Consider the following 19,399-nt stretch of genomic DNA (forward strand, 5'->3'; position numbering starts at 1 on the left):
TTTTTTTATGCCGGTCTTTTTTGAGGCCGCCGTTCCAATGCAGGCGCTGGCTTGCCTGCGATAGCATCACCGCGGTGTCTACGTCATACCGAGGCGCCTGCCTGACAGCCGCGCTGAAGCTCGACAGCTCCCATATCGATTGGCTGCGACTCACGAATCTCGAAGCGTTGCAGCATCCACAATGCGATTGCGCCCCCTGTGCTTGGCTTCATACAGCGCCTGATCCGCACTCAGTAACAATGCTTCCAATGAAGTGCGGCTGCGTTTATCCCAGGTACTCATGCCGATACTCACGGTAACCGGCCGCTCGGCGCCGGCCACCCGTGGCAAGTGCTCGACACTGCTGCGGATATGCTCGGCAATCACCCCTGCGCCCTTGGCGTCGGTGTGCGGCAGCACCACCGCAAACTCCTCCCCGCCAAATCGTGCCGCCAGATCAGCCGGACGGCGGATGTTGTTGTCGATGACGTGAGCCACCGTACGCAATGCCTCGTCGCCACCGTGGTGTCCATGGCGGTCGTTGAAGGCCTTGAAGTGATCAACGTCGATCATCAACAGCGTCAGCGGCTCGGCCGAGCGTTGCGCACGGTCCCATTCCAGGCGCAGGCGCTCGTCCAGGGTGCGGCGATTGGCCAGGCCGGTCAGCGCGTCAGTGGCTGCCAGTTCTGACAGCACCTGTTCGGCGCTATGGCGACGGCGCAGTTCTTTGCCGAGCATCCAGGTCAACCACAGTAGACCCATGCACAGCACACCGGTGGCGACGGCGACCAGCAGGGCTGCTCGCCGCCATTGGGCGAAAACTTCGTCGCTGGACAGGGCCACCGCCACGATCAGCGGCAAGTTGCCGACGCTGGAGAAAGTGTAAAGCCGCTCCTGCTGGTCAACGCTGGAAATGCCGCGAAAGTTGCCCTCACGCTCCTTGAGCATCCGCGCCACGTTGGGACGCCGGCTGAAGTCCTGATTGATCAGGTCCTGAACCAGCAGCGGGTGCTGTGCCAGCACAATGCCTTCGTGGTTGATCAGGTTGATGGTGCTGTTACTGCCGATATTCAGGCTGCTGAACAACTGATTGAAGTACGACAGGCGCATGGAGGCCACCGCGACGCCCTGGAAGCGCCCGTCCGGCCCGGATAGGCGGCGGCTGAATGCAATACGCCACTTATCGTCACACACGCAGCGCGCCATGAACGGGCGGCTGATATACAGCCCGAGGTCCGGATTTTTCCGTTGAGCCTTGAAGTAGTCACGATCAGCAAAGTTTTCCTTCTTTGGCGCGAGTAACGAAGCGTCGGCAATGACCTCGCCATTGGCGTCCAGCAGCAGAATATCGCCCTTGTAGGGCGCGGCAGTGGCGCGGTCGAACAATATGAGGTGGCGAATACTGGCGGAAACGTCTTGCAGGTCACTGCGTTCGGTCGCGGCGATCAGCCCCTTGAGGGCCATGTCGTAGAGCTCGATGTTGCGCTGCACATCGGCGTCGATCAGTTGGGTGATGTTGTTCGCGGTGCGTTTGGCGGTCTGCAGGGCCGTGGCGTGTTCGTGAATCAACAGCGCTGCAACCATCCCGACGATCAGCAGGGCCGTGAGCGCGCTGCCCAGGATCAACAAGCGTTCCGGGCGACGTATGGGGCGGGACGGGCGTGGGCTCATCGGGCTTACTTCTGCTTCGAGGATGCCAATAGCGTAGTCCTTGTATGACCTTGCAGGGCCGGTTCAGCGCGCAGCAGCCTCCACAATCCGGTTTCGGCCACTGTGCTTGGCCTCATACAGCGCCTGATCCGCCCGCAGCAGCAACGCTTCCAAAGGCAAGCGGGTGTGCTTGTCCCAGGTGCTCATGCCGATACTCACGGTAATCGGCTGCTCGGCGCCGGCCACCCGTGGCAAGTGTTCGACACTGCTGCGGATATGTTCGGCGATCACCCAGGCGCCCTTGGCATCTGTGTTGGGCAGCACCACTGCAAATTCTTCCCCGCCATACCGTGCGGCCAAGTCGGCGGGGCGCCGGATGTTACTGCCGATGACTTGGGCGACCGTGCGCAATGCCTCGTCGCCACCGCGGTGGCCATGGCGATCGTTGAAGGCTTTGAAGTGGTCAACGTCGATCATCAGCAGGGTCAGCGGCTCGGTCGAGCGCTGCGCACGGTCCCATTCCTGCCGCAGGCGCTGGTCCAGGATGCGTCGGTTGGCCAGCCCGGTCAGGGCATCGGTGGCGGCCAGTTCAGACAGTTCCTGTTCGGCCCGATAGCGGCGGCGCAGTTCGTGGCGCAGCATCCAGGTCAGCCATAGCAGGCCAATACACAGTACGCCGGTGGCGCCACCGGTCAGCAGTGCGGCGCGCTTCCAGGGTGCGAACACGTCCTCGCTGGACAGCGCCACCACCACAATCAGCGGCAAGTCGCCGACATTGGTAAAGGTGTACAACCGCTCAGTACCGCTGAGGGTCGAGATCGCCCGGAAGCTGCCTTCGCCTTCGCGCAATATGCGTTTGAAATTGGGCCGATCGCTCAGGTCCTTATCAATCATGTCGCGCTCCAGCAACGGCTGCTGGGCGAGGAGAATGCCCTGATTGTTCAGCAAGTTGACCGAGCTGCCGTTGCCGTTGCCGATGGTCAGGCGGTTGAACAACTGATCGAAATACGCCAGGCGCATCGTCGCCACGGCCACGCCAATGAATTCGCCGTCCGGGCCGGTCACCCTGCGACTGAACGCGATGCGCCACACCTGATCACAGGCGCAGCGGATCTTGAACGGGCGGCTGATAAACAGCCCCGCCTGCGCGTTTTGTTTATGGATCTGGAAATAGTCACGGTTGGCGAAATTGCGCGGCGTCGGCCGGAGGGTCGAGGAGTCGGCGATCACCTTGCCATTGGCATCCAGCAACAGCACTTCACCTTTGAAGGGCGCCGCAGTGGATTGATCAAACTGCACGGTGTGGCGGATGTCCGGGGACGTCTGCGACAGATCCTTGCGCTCGGTAGCCGTGATCAGGCCCTGTAGCGCCAGATCATAGAGTTCGACGTTACGCAGCACATCGGCGTTGATCAGTTGCGTAATGTTGGTGGTGGCGCGCTGGGCCGCCAGTACGGTGCTGGCGTGTTCGCGGGTCAGCAACGCGGCGACGATAACCACGATCAGGGTGACGGTGAGGCTACTGCCCAGAATCAGCAAAAGCTCTGGGCGTGCAGGCAGGGCAGGAGTGCGGGGTTGACTCATCGCGCAGGCTTCAGCAGGGAAGATACTGGCAGTTTAGTTCTACGCGATGAAAATTAAATCATGGGTTAAAAAGAAAGATCAGTGCCTTAGAACACGTTGATCGGGTAGTCCACGATCACCCGGTATTCATCCACATCCCGGTCCACTGCCGAGTAGCCGTTGCCGCCGCGATTGGTCGCCCACTGCAGGCGCACGGACAAATCCTTGGCTTTGCCGCCTTGCACCACGTACTTCAGGTCGATATCCCGCTCCCAGTGTTTTGCGTCCTTGCCGTCGGCGCTGTACCAGGTGCTGTAGCCACGGCTGTTCGGGTCGACTTTGGTGAGATCGGTCTTACCGCTGATATAGGACACGGCGGACGTCAGCCCGGGCATGCCGAGGCCGGCGAAGTCGTAGGCATACTTGAGTTTCCACGAGCGCTCGTTGGGGCCGTTGAAGTCCGAGTATTGCTGGGAGTTGTCCAGATAAATGCTGTCGCCCTGGCCGATGTAATCGAACGGCGTGTTGCCGTTGACCCGCTGGTAGGCAGCGGTGACGCTGTGGTTGCCCACGCCGACGGTGAAATGCAGACTGTAGGTGTTGTTGTCGAGAGTGCCCAGCAGCGACTGGCCGGTGTCCTGTGTGTGGTAGTAGTGCAGGCCGGGGTTGAGGCTGACCAGATCATTCAGCGCGTAGGTGTAGTCCAGGTCGTAGTAATACTGATGCCATACATCCTTGAGTTCAGAGGCATACAGGTTGCTGGTCAGGCCCGCAACACCGCTGAACGACACGCCGGCCCAGTTCAGGTGCTGACTGTCGGCGTGGTCCGGCAGCGTGCCGTAGCTGGTGCCGATGCGACGGTGGCCGCTCTGGTTGTAGAGCTTGGTGAAACTGGCCTGGCCGCCTTCGATCATCCAGCCGTCGAAGCTGTGATTGGTCAAGCTGACGCCACGGAAGTCCTGCGGCAACATGCGGGTCATGCCGCCGGCGATGACCGGGTTGTTGAGGAACAGGTCACCGGCCTTCAGTTCGGTGTCGAACGCGCGCATTTTCAAGGTGGCGCCTGCGGTGGAGAACGAACCTGGGGCTTTGCCGTTGCCGGAGCCTACGGGCAGGATGCTGGAGCCATCCGTGCCGCCACCGCCGTCAAGCTTGAGCCCCAGCATGGCGTTGAGGTCTAGGCCAAAGCCGACGGTGCCCTGGGTGAAGCCGGACTCGAAGGTGCCGATAAAACCCTGGCCCCATTCCTTGCTGTCATCGGTGTGAATGTCGCGACGGTCGCGGTTCATGTAGTAGTTGCGGGTATTGATGTTGAGGCTTGAGCCTTCAACGAAGCCGTCAGCTTGAGGCGTGTCTGCCGCGTGGGCAAGGGGGATGATCGTTGCTGCAATCGCGAGGAATAACGGGGTGAACGTCAGCGAGTTCTTCACCGGTAAAGCTCCTTTGGTCAATCGAAAACGGCCAATGTCGTGGGGTATGCCTGGCCTTTTTTACGGCAAAAAAAAGCCGCTGAAGTCAGCGGCTTTAAACAGATTCCCAGTGTAGAGCCCTGGAAATAAGTCGAGGGAAATTCGGGTGAGCGGGAAGCTGTGTTTGCCGTCGCGCTCATCGGTGCGTCAAAGTAACGCAGGCGAGCGGTGCGATACAGAGTGTAACAAGATAATGACTGTTGCCCAAACCGCAACAGTCAATGTCTGGGTCGATGCGCCGAGATCTAAATGTGGGAGCGGGCTTGCTCGCGAAAGCAGTGGGTCAGCCAGCACATGTGGCGACTGACACTGCGCATTCGCGAGCAAGCCCGCTCCCACACTGACTGAGGTGTTCTAAAGATCTAAACCGGCAACGTAATGCCAAACGTATTGCCGCCACCGTCACTGCGCACAAACACATCACCGCCATGCATCAACGCAATTGCCTTGACGATGGCCAGCCCCAAGCCGTGATTTGCCCCGCTGTTGCTGCGCGACGCGTCCACCCGATAGAAGCGTTCGAACAGCCGTGGCAAATGCTCGCTGGCAATTTCATCGCCAGGGTTGGTCACCCCGATGGCCACCTGATGCGCCTGCACGTCGATGTTCACCTCGATGATCTGCCCTGGCGCGGTGTGCTGTACCGCATTACTCAGCAGGTTGATCAGCGCGCGGCGCAGGTGGGCTTTTTCGATCTGCACCACGGCATCGCCGCGCACCTGAACCTTGACTTGGGCGTCTTCGAGGATGAAGTCCAGATAATCGAGGGTGGTGGCGACTTCATCGGCCAGTGAGCTTTCAATCAGCTTGGTGGCCTTGCTGCCCTGGTCGGCGCTGGCGAGAAACAGCATGTCATTGATGATCGAGCGCAGGCGCTCCAGCTCTTCGAGGTTCGATTGCAACACCTCGAAGTAATGCTCGGCAGAACGGCCGCGCGTCAGCGCCACCTGGGTCTGGCCGATCAGGTTGGTCAGCGGCGAGCGCAGTTCGTGGGCCACGTCGGCATTGAATGACTCCAGGCGCGAGTAGGCCTGTTCAACCCGATCCAGCGTTGAGTTGAACGAGTTGACGAACTGGCTCAGCTCCGGCGGCAACGGCGACAGGTGCAGGCGCCCGGAGAGTTTGGGCGGTGCGAGTTTTTGCGCTTCATCCGAGAGTTTGCCCAGCGGCTTGAGGCCGATACGCGAGACCCAGAACCCCAGCAGCGCGGCCAGCGCCACGCCGACAAACGACAGGCCGATCAAGGCCATCAATAGATGGTGCTGGGTGATGCGAAAGTTCTCGGTGTCGATGGCGATCATAAAGCGCAGCGGCGGGCGTTGTTCTTTGGCCGAGAACTGGGTCAGCAATACTTTGAACGGGTATTCATGCCCAGGCAGGCGCAGGTCGCGCTTGCCGGTCGGCCCTTGGGCGAACGCGCGGATCTGTGCGTCGGGGTGGCCGTACTCGTAGTTCGGGTCGCTGCTCACTACCCAGAAGCGGATGCGCTTGTCTTCCTCGCCGAGCAATTTCAGTTTGGCGGTGATTTTTGCCCAGTGGTCCGGCGTGCCGAAGCGGTTCACCGACGATTCCAGCACGCTATAGCGCGCCTCCAGTTCGGCCTCTGGCAACAACCCCAGGCCGCGGTCCACTTGCTGGTACAGCGCACCGCCGATCAACACGAAGATCAGCAGCGCCACCAGCGTGAACATGCCGCTCAGGCGCAGGGCAATGGAGTTAGCCGACACTGCGGTTCTCCAGCACGTAGCCCATGCCGCGAATGGTGTGCAGCAGCTTGTGTTCGAACGGCCCGTCGAGCTTGGCACGCAGGCGCTTGATTGCCACTTCGACGACGTTGGCGTCGCTGTCGAAATTGATGTCCCAGACCATCTCCGCAATGGCGGTCTTGGACAGGATCTCACCCTGGCGTCGCGCCAATACGCTGAGCAGCGAGAACTCCTTGGCGGTCAGGTCCAGGCGCAAGCCGTTGCGACTGGCCTTGCGGCTGATCAAATCGATCCACAGGTCGGCGACGGTGACCTGCACCGGCTCATGGCCGCCGCTGCGACGGGTCAGGGCTTGTAGACGCGCCACCAGTTCGAGAAACGAAAACGGTTTGCCCAGGTAGTCATCGGCACCTTCGCGCAGGCCACGAATGCGGTCTTCGACGCGCTCGCGGGCGGTGAGCATGATCACCGGCGTTTGCTTGCGCGCCCGCAGTGCACGCAATACGCCAAAGCCGTCGAGGCCGGGCAGCATCACGTCGAGCACGATCACCGCGTAATCGTTCTCCAGCGCCAGGTGCAAACCCTCGACGCCTTCGCGCGCCACGTCGACGGTGTAGCCTTGTTCTGTCAGGCCGCGGTGCAGGTAGTCCGCGGTTTTTTCTTCATCTTCAATAATCAGGACGCGCATGAGCCTTTTGCTCCAGGACGGGGCCTCAGCCTCAGTGTGTGGTCGCCAGCGCAGGGGCTGGTTTGGGCCGGTGGAAAAACCGTTCAAGGTACAAGTATATGACCGGTGTGGTGAACAGAGTCAGTGCCTGGCTCACCAGCAAGCCGCCGACCACTGCGATACCCAGCGGTTGACGCAGTTCCGCACCGGGTCCGGAAGCCAGCATCAACGGCACTGCGCCGAGCAAGGCGGCGAGGGTGGTCATGATGATCGGTCGGAACCGAGTGACGCACGCTTCGTAAATCGCCTCCTCAGGCGCCAGCCCGCGTACGCGCTGGGCCTCCAGGGCAAAGTCGATCATCAGGATGCCGTTTTTCTTCACAATGCCGATCAGCAACACCAGGCCGATCAAGGCCATGATCGAAAAGTCCTGGCCCAGCAGCCACAGCATGATCAGCGCCCCCAGGCCCGCCGAGGGCAAGGTGGAGATGATCGTCAACGGGTGCACAAAGCTCTCATACAGCACGCCGAGGATAATGTAGACCGCCACCAGCGCGGCGAGGATCAGCCACGGCTGGCTGGCCAACGAACTCTGGAACGCCTGGGCGGCGCCCTGGAACGTGCCGATCAGGGTGGCCGGCATGCCGATTTCATTCTTGGCCTGGTTGAGCATGATCACAGCATCGCCCAACGCCACGCCAGGCGCGAGGTTGAAGGACAGGTTGGCGGCGGGGAACATGCCGTCATGGCTGATGGACAACGGCCCCACGGTCGGTGGGTCGACCTTGGCCAGCGCCGACAGCGGCACCATCTCGTTGGTCAGCGGCGAGCGCAGGTAGAAGTAGTTCAGGCTTTCGGCCTTGCCGCGTTGCTGGCTGTCCAGTTCCAACACCACCTGATACTGGTTGATCTCGGTCTGGAACTCGTTGATCTGCCGCTGGCCGAATGCGTCATACAACGCCTGGTCGACATCGGTAGCGGTCAGGCCAAAGCGCGCAGCGGCCTGGCGGTCGATGCTGATGTGGGTGATGCTGCCGCCCAGTTGCAGGTCGTTGGACAGGTCGCGGAAGGCCGGGTTGGCGCGCAGTTTTTCGGTCAGGCGTTGGGTCCAGGTGTTCAGCGTCGGGCCGTCGTTGCTCTTGAGCACATACTGGTACTGGGCGCGGCTGGGGCCGGAGCTGAGGTTGATGTCCTGGCCGGCGCGCAGGTACAGCACGATACCCGGCACCTTCGCCAGTTTCGGGCGGATGCGATCGATGAACTGGCTGGCGGACACGTCGCGATCACCACGGTCTTTCAAGGCGATCCAGAAGCGGCCGTTGGCGATGGTCTGGTTGCTGCCGGTGACGCCCACCGAGTGGGAAAAGGCTTCCACCGCCGGGTCAGCCTTGATGATTTCGGCCAGGGCTTTGTGCTTGGCGACCATGTCCGGGTACGACACGTCGGCCGCCGCCTCGCTGGTGCCTAGTACAAAACCGGTGTCCTGCACCGGGAAGAACCCCTTGGGGATAAACACGTAGCCGACCACGGCCAAGGCCAGGGTCACAATGAAAATGGCCGCCATCGTGCGTTGATGGGCCAATGCACGGCGCAGGTTACGTGCGTAGCCGGCGAGCAGGCGTTCACTGAAACCGGGTTTGTCGTGGGCGTGATGCGTCGGCGCGCGCATGAACAACGCGGCCAGGGTAGGCGCCAGTGTCAGCGAGACCACCACCGAAATCAGAATGGTCGAGGTGGCTGTCAGCGCAAACTCCTTGAACAGCCGCCCGACCACGCCGCCCATGAACAGCAGCGGAATAAAGGCCGCCACCAGCGAGAAGCTGATGGACACCACGGTAAAGCCAATCTCGCCAGCCCCCTTGATCGCGGCTTCGCGCTTGTCGAGTCCAGCTTCCAGGTGGCGGTGAATGTTCTCCACCACCACGATGGCATCGTCCACCACAAAGCCCACGGCGATTACGATCGCCACCAGGGTCAGGTTGTTCAGGCTGAAGCCCATCAGGTACATCAAGGCGAAACTGGCGATCAGCGACACACCCAACACGCTGGACACAATCATCGTCGCGGATAGCTGGCGCAGGAACAGCGCCATCACCGCCACCACCAGCAAGATGGCGATCAGCAAGGTGACTTCCACTTCATGCAGGGAGGCGCGGATGGTCTTGGTGCGGTCGGTCAGCACGCTGACCTGCACCGACGCCGGCAACATGCCTTCCAGGCGCGGCAGCTCGGCTTGAATGCGGTCGACGGTCTCGACAATGTTGGCGCCGGGCTGGCGCGATATGACCAGGTTGACCCCTGGTGTATCGCCGGACCAGGCCTGCACGTAGGCGTTTTCCGAACCGTTGATGACTTTGGCGACATCACGCAGTTGAACCGGCGCGCCATTTTTGTAGGAAACGATTAACTGGCCGTATTCCTCCGGGTGAAACAATTGGTCGTTGGTCGACAGGGTCGACACACTGTTCTCGCCGTAAATCGCACCTTTGGCCAGGTTCAAACTGGATTGTTGAATGGCCAGGCGCACGTCGGCGAGGGTCAGGCCGATCGCCGCAAGTTTGTCCGGCGAGGCTTGTACGCGAATCGCCGGGCGCTGTTGGCCGGTGATGTTGATCTGGCCGACGCCGTCGATCTGGCTGATCTGACGGGCCAACAGGGTTTCGACATAGTCGCTCAGCTCGGTGCTGGGCATGTTGGCGGAGCTGACGCTGAGGATCAGCACCGGGCTGTCCGCCGGGTTGACCTTCTTCCAGGTCGGCAGGCTCGGCATATCGCTGGGCAGTTTGCCGGACGCGGTGTTGATCGCCGCCTGCACTTCCTGGGCGGCAGTGTCGATGCTCTTGTTCAGGGTGAATTGCAGGGTCAAGAGGCTTGAGCCCAAGGCGCTGCTGGAGGTCATTTGGGTCATGCCGGGGATGGCGCTGAATTGCACCTCCAGCGGCGTTGCAACCGACGACGCCATGGTGTCGGGGCTGGCGCCGGGCAGGGTCGCGGTGACCTGGATGGTCGGAAATTCCGCTTCCGGCAGTGGGGCGACGGCCAGCCGGGGGAAGGCAATCAACCCCAACAGCACCAAAGCAAAGGTCAACAGCAGGGTGGCAACCGGGTGGTCAACGCACCAGGCGGACGGCGAACGGCTGCCACTCATGGCTGCACCTTGGCGTCGACGGTATGGATGACTTGAGGCGGCTCTTTGAGCACCTCCACCTGGGCGCCGGCCTTGAGCCGCGACTGGCCGTCGCTGACTAGCACATCGCCGGCCTGCACGCCCTTGATGATGTTCACATCGCTGTCCTGATAGGTGATCTGCACCGGCACAATCTCCACCCTGTCACCGTTGACGCGGTACACAAAGTGCGAGTCCAGGCCGCGTTGCACCACGGTCGGTGGCACCACCAGGGCGTTTTTGTCGAGGGCGGTCTGGATCTTGATGGTCACCAGTTGCCCAGGCCACAGGCGCTGCGAGGCGTTCTGGAATTCAGCCTTGGCGCGCAAGGTGCCGGTGGTGGAGCTGATCTGGTTGTCGATCAGGCTCAAGTGGCCTTCGCCGAGCAGGTCGCCGGTCTGGCCGTCAGTGTCGGCCCCCAGGTAGGCGTCGACGCTGGCTTGGGTCGGCGCTGCGATCAAGCCTTGCAGGGTCGGCAGCATTTGTTGCGGCAAGGAAAACTCGACGGCAATCGGGTCGATTTGCGTCACGGAGAACAGGCCCTGGGCGTCACTCATGCGCAGGAAATTGCCTTCGTCCACCGTGCGGATACCGACGCGACCAGTCACCGGCGAGCGAATTTGGGTGTAGGAAAGTTGTACTTGGGCTGAATCAATCGCCGCCTGATTGCCTTGCGCCGTGGCCTTGAGCTGGTTGACCAGGGCCTGTTGCTGGTCATAAGTCTGCTTCGAGACGCCGTCGTCGATGCTCAGTTCTTTGTAGCGTTTGAGGTTGACCAGCGCCACTTGCAGCTGCGCCTGGCTTTCCCCCAATTGCGCCTTGGCCTGGTCGAGGCTGGCGCGGATCGAGCGGTCATCGATGGTCGCCAGCAAGTCACCGGCCTTGACTAACTGGCCCTCTTTAACCAGCAGCTTGGTGAGGATGCCGTCGATTTGCGGGCGAATCACCACGCTGTGCAACGACAGCACCGAGCCGATACCGCTGACGAACCGAGGGATGTCCTGTTGCGTGACACTCACCACCCGCACCGGAATGGCGGTCGCCGCCGCCAGTTTGGTCTTGGCCGGTCGGTTGACTACCCAGGCGGTAATTGCCACGACTACGAGGGCACCCACGATCAGGGCGGTTTTTCGTTGAATGTGCATGGGGTGGGGCGCCGAGGCAAAGGGTTGGGAGAATGAAGGTGATTTATAGCCTGCCGACCCGGTCAGCACGGTGACTGCTAACTGACAGGGCTGTCAGTAAACTCTGACCATTCGTACCAGCGGTGGTTAAAGATGCCAGGCGCGCAGGTATACTGCGCGCCAGCGTGGCCCGCAAGTTGGCCCTGCCTCATTTTTTGCACGCCCCGGAGCTTTCATGACTTCCCCGACACAACCCCCTGTTGAAGCGGCCGACCTCGTCGATCCGGCCAGCGCTGAAAGCGTTGAAAAAGCCGAGATCCCGGCGTTCAAGTTTCCGTTCAAGCCGGGTGAACTGGCCGGGGCCAAGAATGCCGCCCAGCCTTGGTATAAAAATGGTGCTAAAAACGGCCACACCAAATCGCCAGGCATGGCCCCGCCGGGTACTCGTCGCTCGATGGGTAAACGCTGAGACTAAGTCAGCGAACGCTGTAGCGGTGTTTGCCTACAGGTTCTGCTTATATTTCTGATTGTAGGTCCGCGACCGTTTCTTGAAAGTTTGCACAGCCTCCGCACCGCCCCCCTTAGTTGAACGGGGCGGGGTGCAGAGAGGCTGGTCTTTCAGGAAAAGGACGTTTCTCGTGGCACTGATACAGCGCTTTGCACTGCTTGCCCTGTTGTTCTCGATTGATGCGGTTGCGGTGGTTGAACCGCCTCGGCGCGAAATCCGCTTCGCTGTCGCCGCGCAATTCCCGCCCTTCCAAAGCCGCAACCCGCAAGGCCAGTTGGTCGGCCTGAATATCGACCTGGGTAACGCCCTGTGCCAGCAGTTGAATGTGCGCTGCACCTGGGTCGACCAGGTGATTGTCGAAAACGTCCCGGCGCTTGATGCCCGGCAATTCGATGCGATCATGGGGATGGCCCCCACGTCTGAACGGCGGCGTTGGGTGGGCTTCACCGACAATCTTTATCCTTTCACTACACGTCTGGTCGCCCGCCGATCCTCGGGCCTGATGCCGACCATCAGTTCGCTCAAGGGCAAGCGAGTGGGGGTATTGCTGGGCAGCAACCGCGAAGCCTTTACCCTGTCGCAGTGGGCGCCCGAGGGCGTGATCATCGAGAGTTTCTGGCTCAATGACGAGTTGGTCCGCAGCCTGGTGGCCGGTGATATCGATGCAACCTTGCAGGGCACCGTGGAAATTCGGGGCGCGCTGCTCGACACCGACGCCGGCCAGGATTTCAACTTCATGGGCCCTGAGATTTCGGCCGAACTGTTGGGCAATGGCGTGGCAATCGCGGTGCGCAAGCCTGATACGGCGTTACGCAGTCAACTCAACCGTGCCCTTGAAGAGCTGATGCAAAATGGCGAATACCAACGGATCCTCGCGCCCTACCACTTGGAAACACCGTGACGGTTCATTCACTGCGCGTGCTGGCGCAAACGCTACGCGCCATGGGCGCCGGGCAGGTTCATGGCCAGCCTCTGAGGCCTTGCCACCCGGGGCTCAAGCCGCGCGCAAGGAAATAAACGCGTAGTTGGCCGGCACCTCGGTAGCAATCTGTGCGCCGGCATCCAGCAACTGCTCGGCGATGTCCAGGCCGGACGCATGAAACACCCACTCACTGGCCACCGAGGGCTGCTCAAGCGCCAGCTCGATGGCCTGGGCAAAGGCGTGCATATCCGGCAGGTACGCGGTAAACCCGTCGCCTTTTAGCGCGGTGGTGCGAATACCCAGCAGCGCACACACCGTCTCCTTGGTGTGTACATCGTCACGGTCGGCCTGGCGGGAGCGGCGGATCAGTTCCGCCAGTTCCTGGTCCACCAACTCACCGCCCACGATCAGCGCCGGGCCCTGTTCCCAGGATTCCGGCGGGCAGTCCTTGGCGGCGGGGTTCAGCGGGATGTGCGGGTTGATTTCCATCGGGTAGATACGGCACACCAACGGGCGGCGCGCATAAATGCCGCAACGGTTGTCTTCGTCAAGATTCCGGCAGCGCCCGGCGTTGTAGGCGGCAAACGTGATGGCCACAAACGCCTCGGTATTGCCGCTGGGCACCACCACCGAACGGCGCTCGGCGTGTTCGCGTTGTTGCACGGGCAAGCCCAGGCCATTGCCGAGAAAACCCTCCACCAGAACAATCACGTTACCGCCGTCAGCCGCCCAACTGCGGGCCTCTTCAAGGGTCAGGGGCACATGATGGTCGGTGCAGCATTTGCCGCAACCTACACAGGAAAAATGAGTGTTCATGGAGGATCTGTCACCAGGCAAGGTCAGAGGGCACTCTTGAACAGTGACGGGATTTTGCCTCTATTCACGGTTCTGGCTCTCTGGAAGCAAGTTATGCGCCAGTGCCTGTCAGTCTTCGGGGACCAGGTCGCGCAGCACAAAGACCATGCCTGCACTTTCATACAGTTGCCGGGCGCGCAGGTTGCTCTCGCGTACTTTGAGGTCTACGTAAGGCTCGCCGCGCTGCTTGAACACATGAAAGGTGTGCAGCAACAACGCGCGACCCAGCCCCTGGCCTTGGGCGCAGGGGTGTATCGAGAGGTTCTTGATAAACGCGCTGGTCCAGCATTGAGCCACGCCGAGAATACCGTCGCGGTTACTGGCCACCAGGCACAGCGTCGGGTCGAATTCGGCATCGGTGACGAACCGCTGCTGCCATTGCGCCAGGCTCGCGACACGGCCACCGCCTTGATCCTGAGTCATGCGCAACACCGCATGAATCGCCGGGGCCAGCTCGTCGCGGTAATGATCCAGCCGGGTATCTGCTGGCCACTGCGGCGCCGGCAGGCTGGCGGTGAGGTCGCGGCGCAGCAGTTGGAAGTATTCCGCCACCGGTTACAGGCCCTTTTGCGCCACAGCCTTGGCAGCGACCACCAGGCACTTGGTCAGTTCGGGCGACGAAAACTTGGTCAGCACCGCATCGGCGCCGGCCAGGCGGGCTTTTTCGCTGTTCATCGCGCTGTCCAGTGAGGTGTGCAGCAACACGTACAACTCTTGGAAATCCGGGGTTTCGCGCAGGGTGCGGGTGAGGGCGTAGCCATCCATTTCGGACATTTCGATGTCCGACACCACCACGTTGATCTGCTCGACCGTGCCTTGCAGCTCCAGCAGTACATCGATGGCTTCCTTGGCGCTGCGTGCGGTATGGCACGTCAGGCCGAGGTTGCGCAGGGTGTGCACCGATTGCTGCAGGGCGACCTGGCTGTCGTCCACCACCAGAATCCGCGCGTTGCCGAGCACTTCGGCCTCTTCCATGGTCAAGTCGGTCGGTGCCACTTCAATCGGCGCCGGGGCGATGCCGTGGATGACCTTTTCGATATCCAACACCTGCACCAGCCCGCCTTCAACCTGGGTTACCCCAGTGATAAACGAGCGATTCCCGCCGGAACCATAGGGCGGCGGCCGGATGTCGGTGGTCAGGCAGTGCACGATCTTGCTCACCGCCTGCACGTGCAGGCCCTGCTTGGAGCGGCTCACGTCGGTCACAATCAGGCAGCCGCCGTTCGGGTCTTGCAGGGGCATTTCGCCGAGGGCGCGGCTCAGGTCGATCACTGAGAGTGAGGCGCCGCGCAGTGTGGCGATGCCTTTGACGTGGGGGTGGGACTCCGGCAGCTTGGTCAGCGGCGGGCACGGGATGATTTCACTGACTTTAAGCAGGTTAATCGCCATCAACTTGCCGCTGCGCAAGGTAAAGAGCAGAAGCGAAAGTGAATCTGCGCGGGCTTTGGTGGTGGACATAAAAACCTTCTGTGGATCAGGGATGACGATCTATAGAGGGTTATCGACTTGGGCGCGCCAGGCTTTAACCGTATTTGTCAGGTGAAGCGTGTTGGCGTGTGTGGGCGCGGGCTGGCCTGCGATAGCATCAACCTCGGTGTGACTGAGACACCGAGGCGCCTGCATCGCCGGCAAGCCCGGCTCCCACAGGGGGCCGCTGCCACGCGGCTCAGGTGTCAGCCCTTCCACACCTGCGGGTTCACCAGATCCTGCGGACGCTGCCCCAGCAGGGCGCTGCGCAGGTTATCCAGAGCGCGGTTGGCCATCGCCTCACGGGTTTCATGGGTGGCCGAGCCGATGTGCGGCAGGGTCACGGCATTGCTCAGCTGGAACAGCGGCGATTCAGCCAGCGGCTCCTGTTCATACACATCCAGCCCGGCGCCACGGATTTGCTGGGTTTGCAGGGCTTCAATCAGCGCCGGCTCATCCACCACCGGCCCACGGGAGATATTGATCAGGATCGCGCTGCGCTTCATCAGCCCCAACTCGCGGGTGCTGATCAGGTGGCGGGTCTTTTCGCTCAATGGCACCACCAGGCAGACGAAGTCCGACTCGGCCAGCAGTTGGTCCAGGCTGCGAAATTGCGCGCCCAGTTCCTGTTCCAGCTCGGTCTTGCGGCTGTTACCGCTGTACAGAATCGGCATATTGAAACCCAGGCGACCACGCCGGGCGACAGCCGCGCCGATATTGCCCATGCCGACGATGCCGAGGGTCTTGCCATGCACGTCGCAGCCGAACAACGGCGCGCCGACGCTGGCTTTCCACTGGCCGGCCTTGGTCCAGGCGTCCAGTTCGGCCACACGGCGTGCGCTGCTCATCAGCAAAGCGAAGGCCAGGTCGGCGGTGCTTTCGGTGAGTACGTCGGGGGTGTTGGTGAGCATGATCCCGCGCTCGTTGAAGTACGCCACGTCGTAGTTGTCGTAGCCCACCGAGACGCTGGAGACCACTTCGAGTTTGCTCGCGCCTTCCAGCTGTGCACGGCCCAGCTTGCGGCCCACGCCGATCAGGCCATGGGCGTGGGGCAGGGCTTCGTTGAATTGAGCATTGATGTCACCCAGCTTGGGGTTTGGCGCGATGACCTCGAAGTCCTGTTGCAGGCGTTCGATCATTTCCGGGGTGACACGGCTGAAGGCGAGGACAGTCTTTTTCATTGCAGGCGGGCTCATCGACTACGGAAGAATACCAAGCACGCTAACATTCCTGTCGACGATTGTCAGGACGACCGTTTAACAGTGGGCGCTGGCTTTACCCCACCACTCGTTGCCTCGCTTAGGCTCGGCATGCCCTCTGTGCGGCTTGAATCCGTGGTTAACGGGCCGGTCAGATCAAACGCAAGCGCACGGCGGCACACGCTCTGTCTGATGTACCTAGATCCAAATGTGGGAGCGGGCTTGCTCGCGAATGCGATGGGTCAGCCCGCTTATCTGTAACTGATACGCCGCCTTCGCGAGCAAGCCCGCGCCCACCCTTTTACCGAGTTCAACTGCCAGCACCGCTGTGCTCTGCTTTCTGTGGGCGCTGGAGACACCTCGGGATATCGGGCATAACCGTTGATGCCCTCTCAGCGGGTCGGCGGTCCGACAAGCCAGCTCGCGCATTTGAGTTATATCGAAGGCCGGAAATCAGTTCGCCAGCCGTGCGCCGCTGAGGCTGCCGCTCAGTTCATACGCCACCAACTCCGCCTGATGCGCCGCCAGAATCTCCGGCAACGAGCCGCGCAGGTATTCCACCCACGTCTTGATCTTCGCATCCAGGTATTGGCGTGACGGGTAGATGGCGTACAGGTTCAGCTCTTGCGAGCGATAGGTGGGCATTACGCGCACCAGTGTGCCGTTGCGCAGGCCTTCGATGGCCGCATACACCGGCAACAGGCCAACGCCCATGCCGCTGGTGATCGCGGTTTTCATCGCATCGGCCGAGTTGACCAGAAACGGCGAGGTGTTGATCGCCACGCTTTCCTGGCCTTCGGGGCCATTGAAGGTCCATTTATCCAGCTGGATAACCGGGCTCACCAGGCGCAGGCAGGCGTGGTTGAGCAAATCCTGTGGCCGTTGCGCGCAGCCTTTGGCCTTGACGTAATCCGGCGAGGCGCACGCGATGCTGTAGGTGATGCCCAGGCGCTGGGACACGAAGCCCGAATCCGGCAGTTCACTGGCCAGCACAATGGACACGTCGTAGCCCTCGTCGAGCAGGTCCGGCACACGGTTGGCCAGGGTCAGGTCGAAGGTCACGTCGGGGTGAGTGCGGCGGTAGCGGGCAATCGCGTCAATCACGAAATGCTGGCCGATGCCGGTCATGGTGTGCACTTTCAACTGCCCGGCCGGGCGCGCGTGGGCGTCGCTGGCTTCGGCCTCGGCCTCCTCGACATAGGCGAGGATCTGTTCGCAGCGCAGCAAATAACGTTTGCCGGCTTCGGTCAGTGCAATGCGTCGGGTGGTGCGGTTGAGCAAGCGGGTTTGCAGATGGGCCTCAAGGTTGGAGACCGCGCGCGAGACGTTGGCGGTGGTGGTGTCCAGTTGCACGGCGGCGGCGGTGAAGCTGCCGGCTTCGGCCACGCAACTGAACGCGCGCATGTTTTGCAAAGTGTCCATGGAGTGTTCTCAAGGGAGATAACAAATTGTGACAGAAAGTTACGCCGTCCAGTGATCCCTACCAACGGATTATCGCCTGAACGGTAACAAAGATTCACAGGAATGCCAGCTTATCGTCCTCCATCGCGCCGCCTAGAATTGCGCCACCTTCCCCGCAACACCACCTCAGGAATACGCTTGCCGTGCCGCGTCGCATCAACAGAGAGCTGAAGGCTCTCAGTGTTTTGGCCTTATCGTTAGCAATCAGCGGCTGCATCGGAACCGGAGGAATCGCCCCCCAAGGCCAGGCCCTCAACGCCAATAACCTGGTCACTGACGAAGCGATCCAGAGCGCCGCCCGGGACGCCCACTGGCCCACCACACGCTGGTGGCAAGCCTACGGTGACCCGCAATTGAATCGCTGGGTGGAACTTGCCACGCAAAACAGCCCAAGCATGGCCATGGCCGCCGCGCGGGTGCGTGAGGCGCGGGCCATGGCCGGGATTGCAGCGTCGGCCGAGTCGTTGCAGATCAACAGTGACACTGCCCTCAAGCGCCACAATTGGCCGAAGGATCAGTTCTACGGTCCGGGCGAATTGAGCGGCGCCAACACCTGGGACAATAGTTCGTCACTGGGCCTCAGTTACGCCCTCGACCTGTGGGGCCGCGAAAGTAACAGCACCGAGCGTGCCGTCGACCTCGCCCATATGAGCGTTGCCGAGGCGCGTCAGGCCCAGCTTGAATTGCAAAACAACGTGGTACGCGCCTATATCCAGCTGTCGTTGCACTACGCCAACCGCGATATCGTCGCCGCCACGTTGGCCCAGCAACAACAGATTCTCGACCTGGCCAACAAACGCCTGAATGCGGGAATCGGTACTCACTTTGATGTCAGCCAGGCGGAAACGCCGCTGCCGGAAACCCATCGGCAACTCGACGCCTTGGACGAAGCCATCGCCCTGAGCCGCAACCAACTGGCGGCGCTGGCGGGCAAAGGCCCGGGTGACGGCGCGCAACTGCAACGGCCGAGTCTGGCCCTCGCCGCGCCGCTGAAATTGCCATCGAGCGTGCCCGCGCAATTGCTCGGCCAGCGCCCTGACGTGGTCGCCAGCCGTTGGCAAGTCGCCGCCCAGGCCCGCGGCATCGATGTGGCCCATGCTGGTTTCTACCCCAACGTCGACCTGGTCGGCAGCCTGGGTTTCGTCGCTACCGGCGGCACTCTGCTGGGCTTTCTCAGCGGCCAGAAATTCAACTACAACGTCGGCCCGGCGATGACCTTGCCGATCTTCGACGGCGGCCGTTTGCGCGCGCAACTGGGCGAGGCCAGCGCCGGTTATGACATCGCTGTGGCCAAGTACAACCAGACCCTGGTCAATGCGCTCAAGGGCATCAGCGACCAGTTGATCCGCCGCGAATCCATGGACAAGCAGTCGGCCTTCGCCGCGCAGTCGGTGGCCTCGGCACAGAAAACCTACGACATCGCGATGATCGCCTATCAGCGCGGCCTCACCGACTACCTCAATGTGCTGAACGCCCAGACCCTGCTGTTCCGCCAGCAACAGGTTGAGCAACAGGTGCAGGCCGCGCGTCTGAGCGCGCATGCCGAGCTGGTGACCGCCCTGGGTGGCGGGCTCGGCGCGGGTAACGATGTGCCGCAAGCGGCCAAGACCCTTCCCGGTAAAACCCCGGCGGCGCTTGCCGTGTTTGATCACTGAGTAGGCAT

At 61.6% G+C, this 19,399-nt stretch carries 15 protein-coding genes; 3 read left to right on the forward strand and 12 right to left on the reverse strand.

Features of this window, described 5'->3' with window-relative positions:
- Positions 1-150: 150 nt before the first annotated feature.
- The 7 genes from A7D21_RS12385 to A7D21_RS12415 form a co-directional block, all read right to left on the reverse strand.
- On the reverse strand, positions 151-1,650 hold the full coding sequence (locus tag A7D21_RS12385; protein WP_069551819.1) for a sensor domain-containing diguanylate cyclase: 1,500 nt from the start codon (positions 1,648-1,650) through the stop codon (positions 151-153).
- 63 nt (positions 1,651-1,713) lie between these two features.
- Positions 1,714-3,213, reverse strand: a complete 1,500-nt coding sequence (locus A7D21_RS12390) for a sensor domain-containing diguanylate cyclase (RefSeq protein WP_069551820.1) — start codon at positions 3,211-3,213, stop codon at positions 1,714-1,716.
- Between the two features lie 86 nt (positions 3,214-3,299).
- Positions 3,300-4,622 (reverse strand): OprD family porin, encoded by a 1,323-nt coding sequence (locus tag A7D21_RS12395; RefSeq protein WP_069551821.1) that lies wholly within the window; start codon positions 4,620-4,622, stop codon positions 3,300-3,302.
- Between the two features lie 401 nt (positions 4,623-5,023).
- Positions 5,024-6,388, reverse strand: a complete 1,365-nt coding sequence (locus A7D21_RS12400; RefSeq protein ID WP_069551822.1) for a heavy metal sensor histidine kinase — start codon at positions 6,386-6,388, stop codon at positions 5,024-5,026.
- Positions 6,378-7,055 (reverse strand): heavy metal response regulator transcription factor, encoded by a 678-nt coding sequence (locus A7D21_RS12405; protein WP_053254480.1) that lies wholly within the window; start codon positions 7,053-7,055, stop codon positions 6,378-6,380. Before A7D21_RS12405 ends, A7D21_RS12400 begins: the two co-directional genes overlap by 11 nt.
- A gap of 31 nt (positions 7,056-7,086) precedes the next feature.
- Complete coding sequence (locus tag A7D21_RS12410) at positions 7,087-10,182, reverse strand: multidrug efflux RND transporter permease subunit (protein ID WP_069551823.1); 3,096 nt, start codon at positions 10,180-10,182, stop codon at positions 7,087-7,089.
- Positions 10,179-11,345 carry an efflux RND transporter periplasmic adaptor subunit gene (locus A7D21_RS12415; RefSeq protein ID WP_069551824.1) on the reverse strand — a complete coding sequence of 389 codons (1,167 nt, stop codon included), beginning with the start codon at positions 11,343-11,345 and terminating at the stop codon, positions 10,179-10,181. The genes A7D21_RS12410 and A7D21_RS12415 overlap by 4 nt, the downstream gene beginning before the upstream one ends.
- Positions 11,346-11,559: 214 nt before the next feature.
- On the opposite strand from A7D21_RS12415, the gene A7D21_RS12420 reads away from it, so the two are divergent.
- Positions 11,560-11,793, forward strand: a complete 234-nt coding sequence (locus tag A7D21_RS12420) for a hypothetical protein (protein WP_053254483.1) — start codon at positions 11,560-11,562, stop codon at positions 11,791-11,793.
- 175 nt (positions 11,794-11,968) lie between these two features.
- Positions 11,969-12,733, forward strand: a complete 765-nt coding sequence (locus tag A7D21_RS12425) for a transporter substrate-binding domain-containing protein (protein ID WP_371850825.1) — start codon at positions 11,969-11,971, stop codon at positions 12,731-12,733.
- A gap of 93 nt (positions 12,734-12,826) precedes the next feature.
- On the opposite strand, the gene A7D21_RS12430 is transcribed toward A7D21_RS12425, so the two are convergent.
- From A7D21_RS12430 to A7D21_RS12450, 5 genes are all read right to left on the reverse strand, one after another.
- Positions 12,827-13,570, reverse strand: coding sequence for a YkgJ family cysteine cluster protein (locus A7D21_RS12430; RefSeq protein WP_069551825.1), 744 nt, complete (start codon positions 13,568-13,570; stop codon positions 12,827-12,829).
- A 108-nt stretch (positions 13,571-13,678) separates the two neighbouring features.
- Positions 13,679-14,161: an N-acetyltransferase gene (locus A7D21_RS12435; protein WP_053254486.1), complete on the reverse strand. Its 483-nt coding sequence runs from the start codon at positions 14,159-14,161 to the stop codon at positions 13,679-13,681.
- Between the two features lie 3 nt (positions 14,162-14,164).
- Positions 14,165-15,067: a chemotaxis protein CheV gene (locus tag A7D21_RS12440; RefSeq protein ID WP_053254487.1), complete on the reverse strand. Its 903-nt coding sequence runs from the start codon at positions 15,065-15,067 to the stop codon at positions 14,165-14,167.
- A gap of 215 nt (positions 15,068-15,282) precedes the next feature.
- The gene (locus A7D21_RS12445; RefSeq protein WP_053254488.1) at positions 15,283-16,257 is read right to left on the reverse strand and encodes a D-glycerate dehydrogenase; all 975 of its coding nucleotides are present in this window, start codon (positions 16,255-16,257) and stop codon (positions 15,283-15,285) included.
- A 471-nt stretch (positions 16,258-16,728) separates the two neighbouring features.
- Positions 16,729-17,697: a LysR family transcriptional regulator gene (locus tag A7D21_RS12450; RefSeq protein WP_053254489.1), complete on the reverse strand. Its 969-nt coding sequence runs from the start codon at positions 17,695-17,697 to the stop codon at positions 16,729-16,731.
- Positions 17,698-17,879: 182 nt separating this feature from the next.
- On the opposite strand from A7D21_RS12450, the gene A7D21_RS12455 reads away from it, so the two are divergent.
- Positions 17,880-19,391: an efflux transporter outer membrane subunit gene (locus A7D21_RS12455; RefSeq protein WP_053254490.1), complete on the forward strand. Its 1,512-nt coding sequence runs from the start codon at positions 17,880-17,882 to the stop codon at positions 19,389-19,391.
- Positions 19,392-19,399 lie beyond the last annotated feature (8 nt).

Source organism: Pseudomonas sp. AP19 (assembly GCF_001728855.1).
In the GTDB taxonomy this organism is placed as follows: domain Bacteria; phylum Pseudomonadota; class Gammaproteobacteria; order Pseudomonadales; family Pseudomonadaceae; genus Aquipseudomonas; species Aquipseudomonas fluorescens.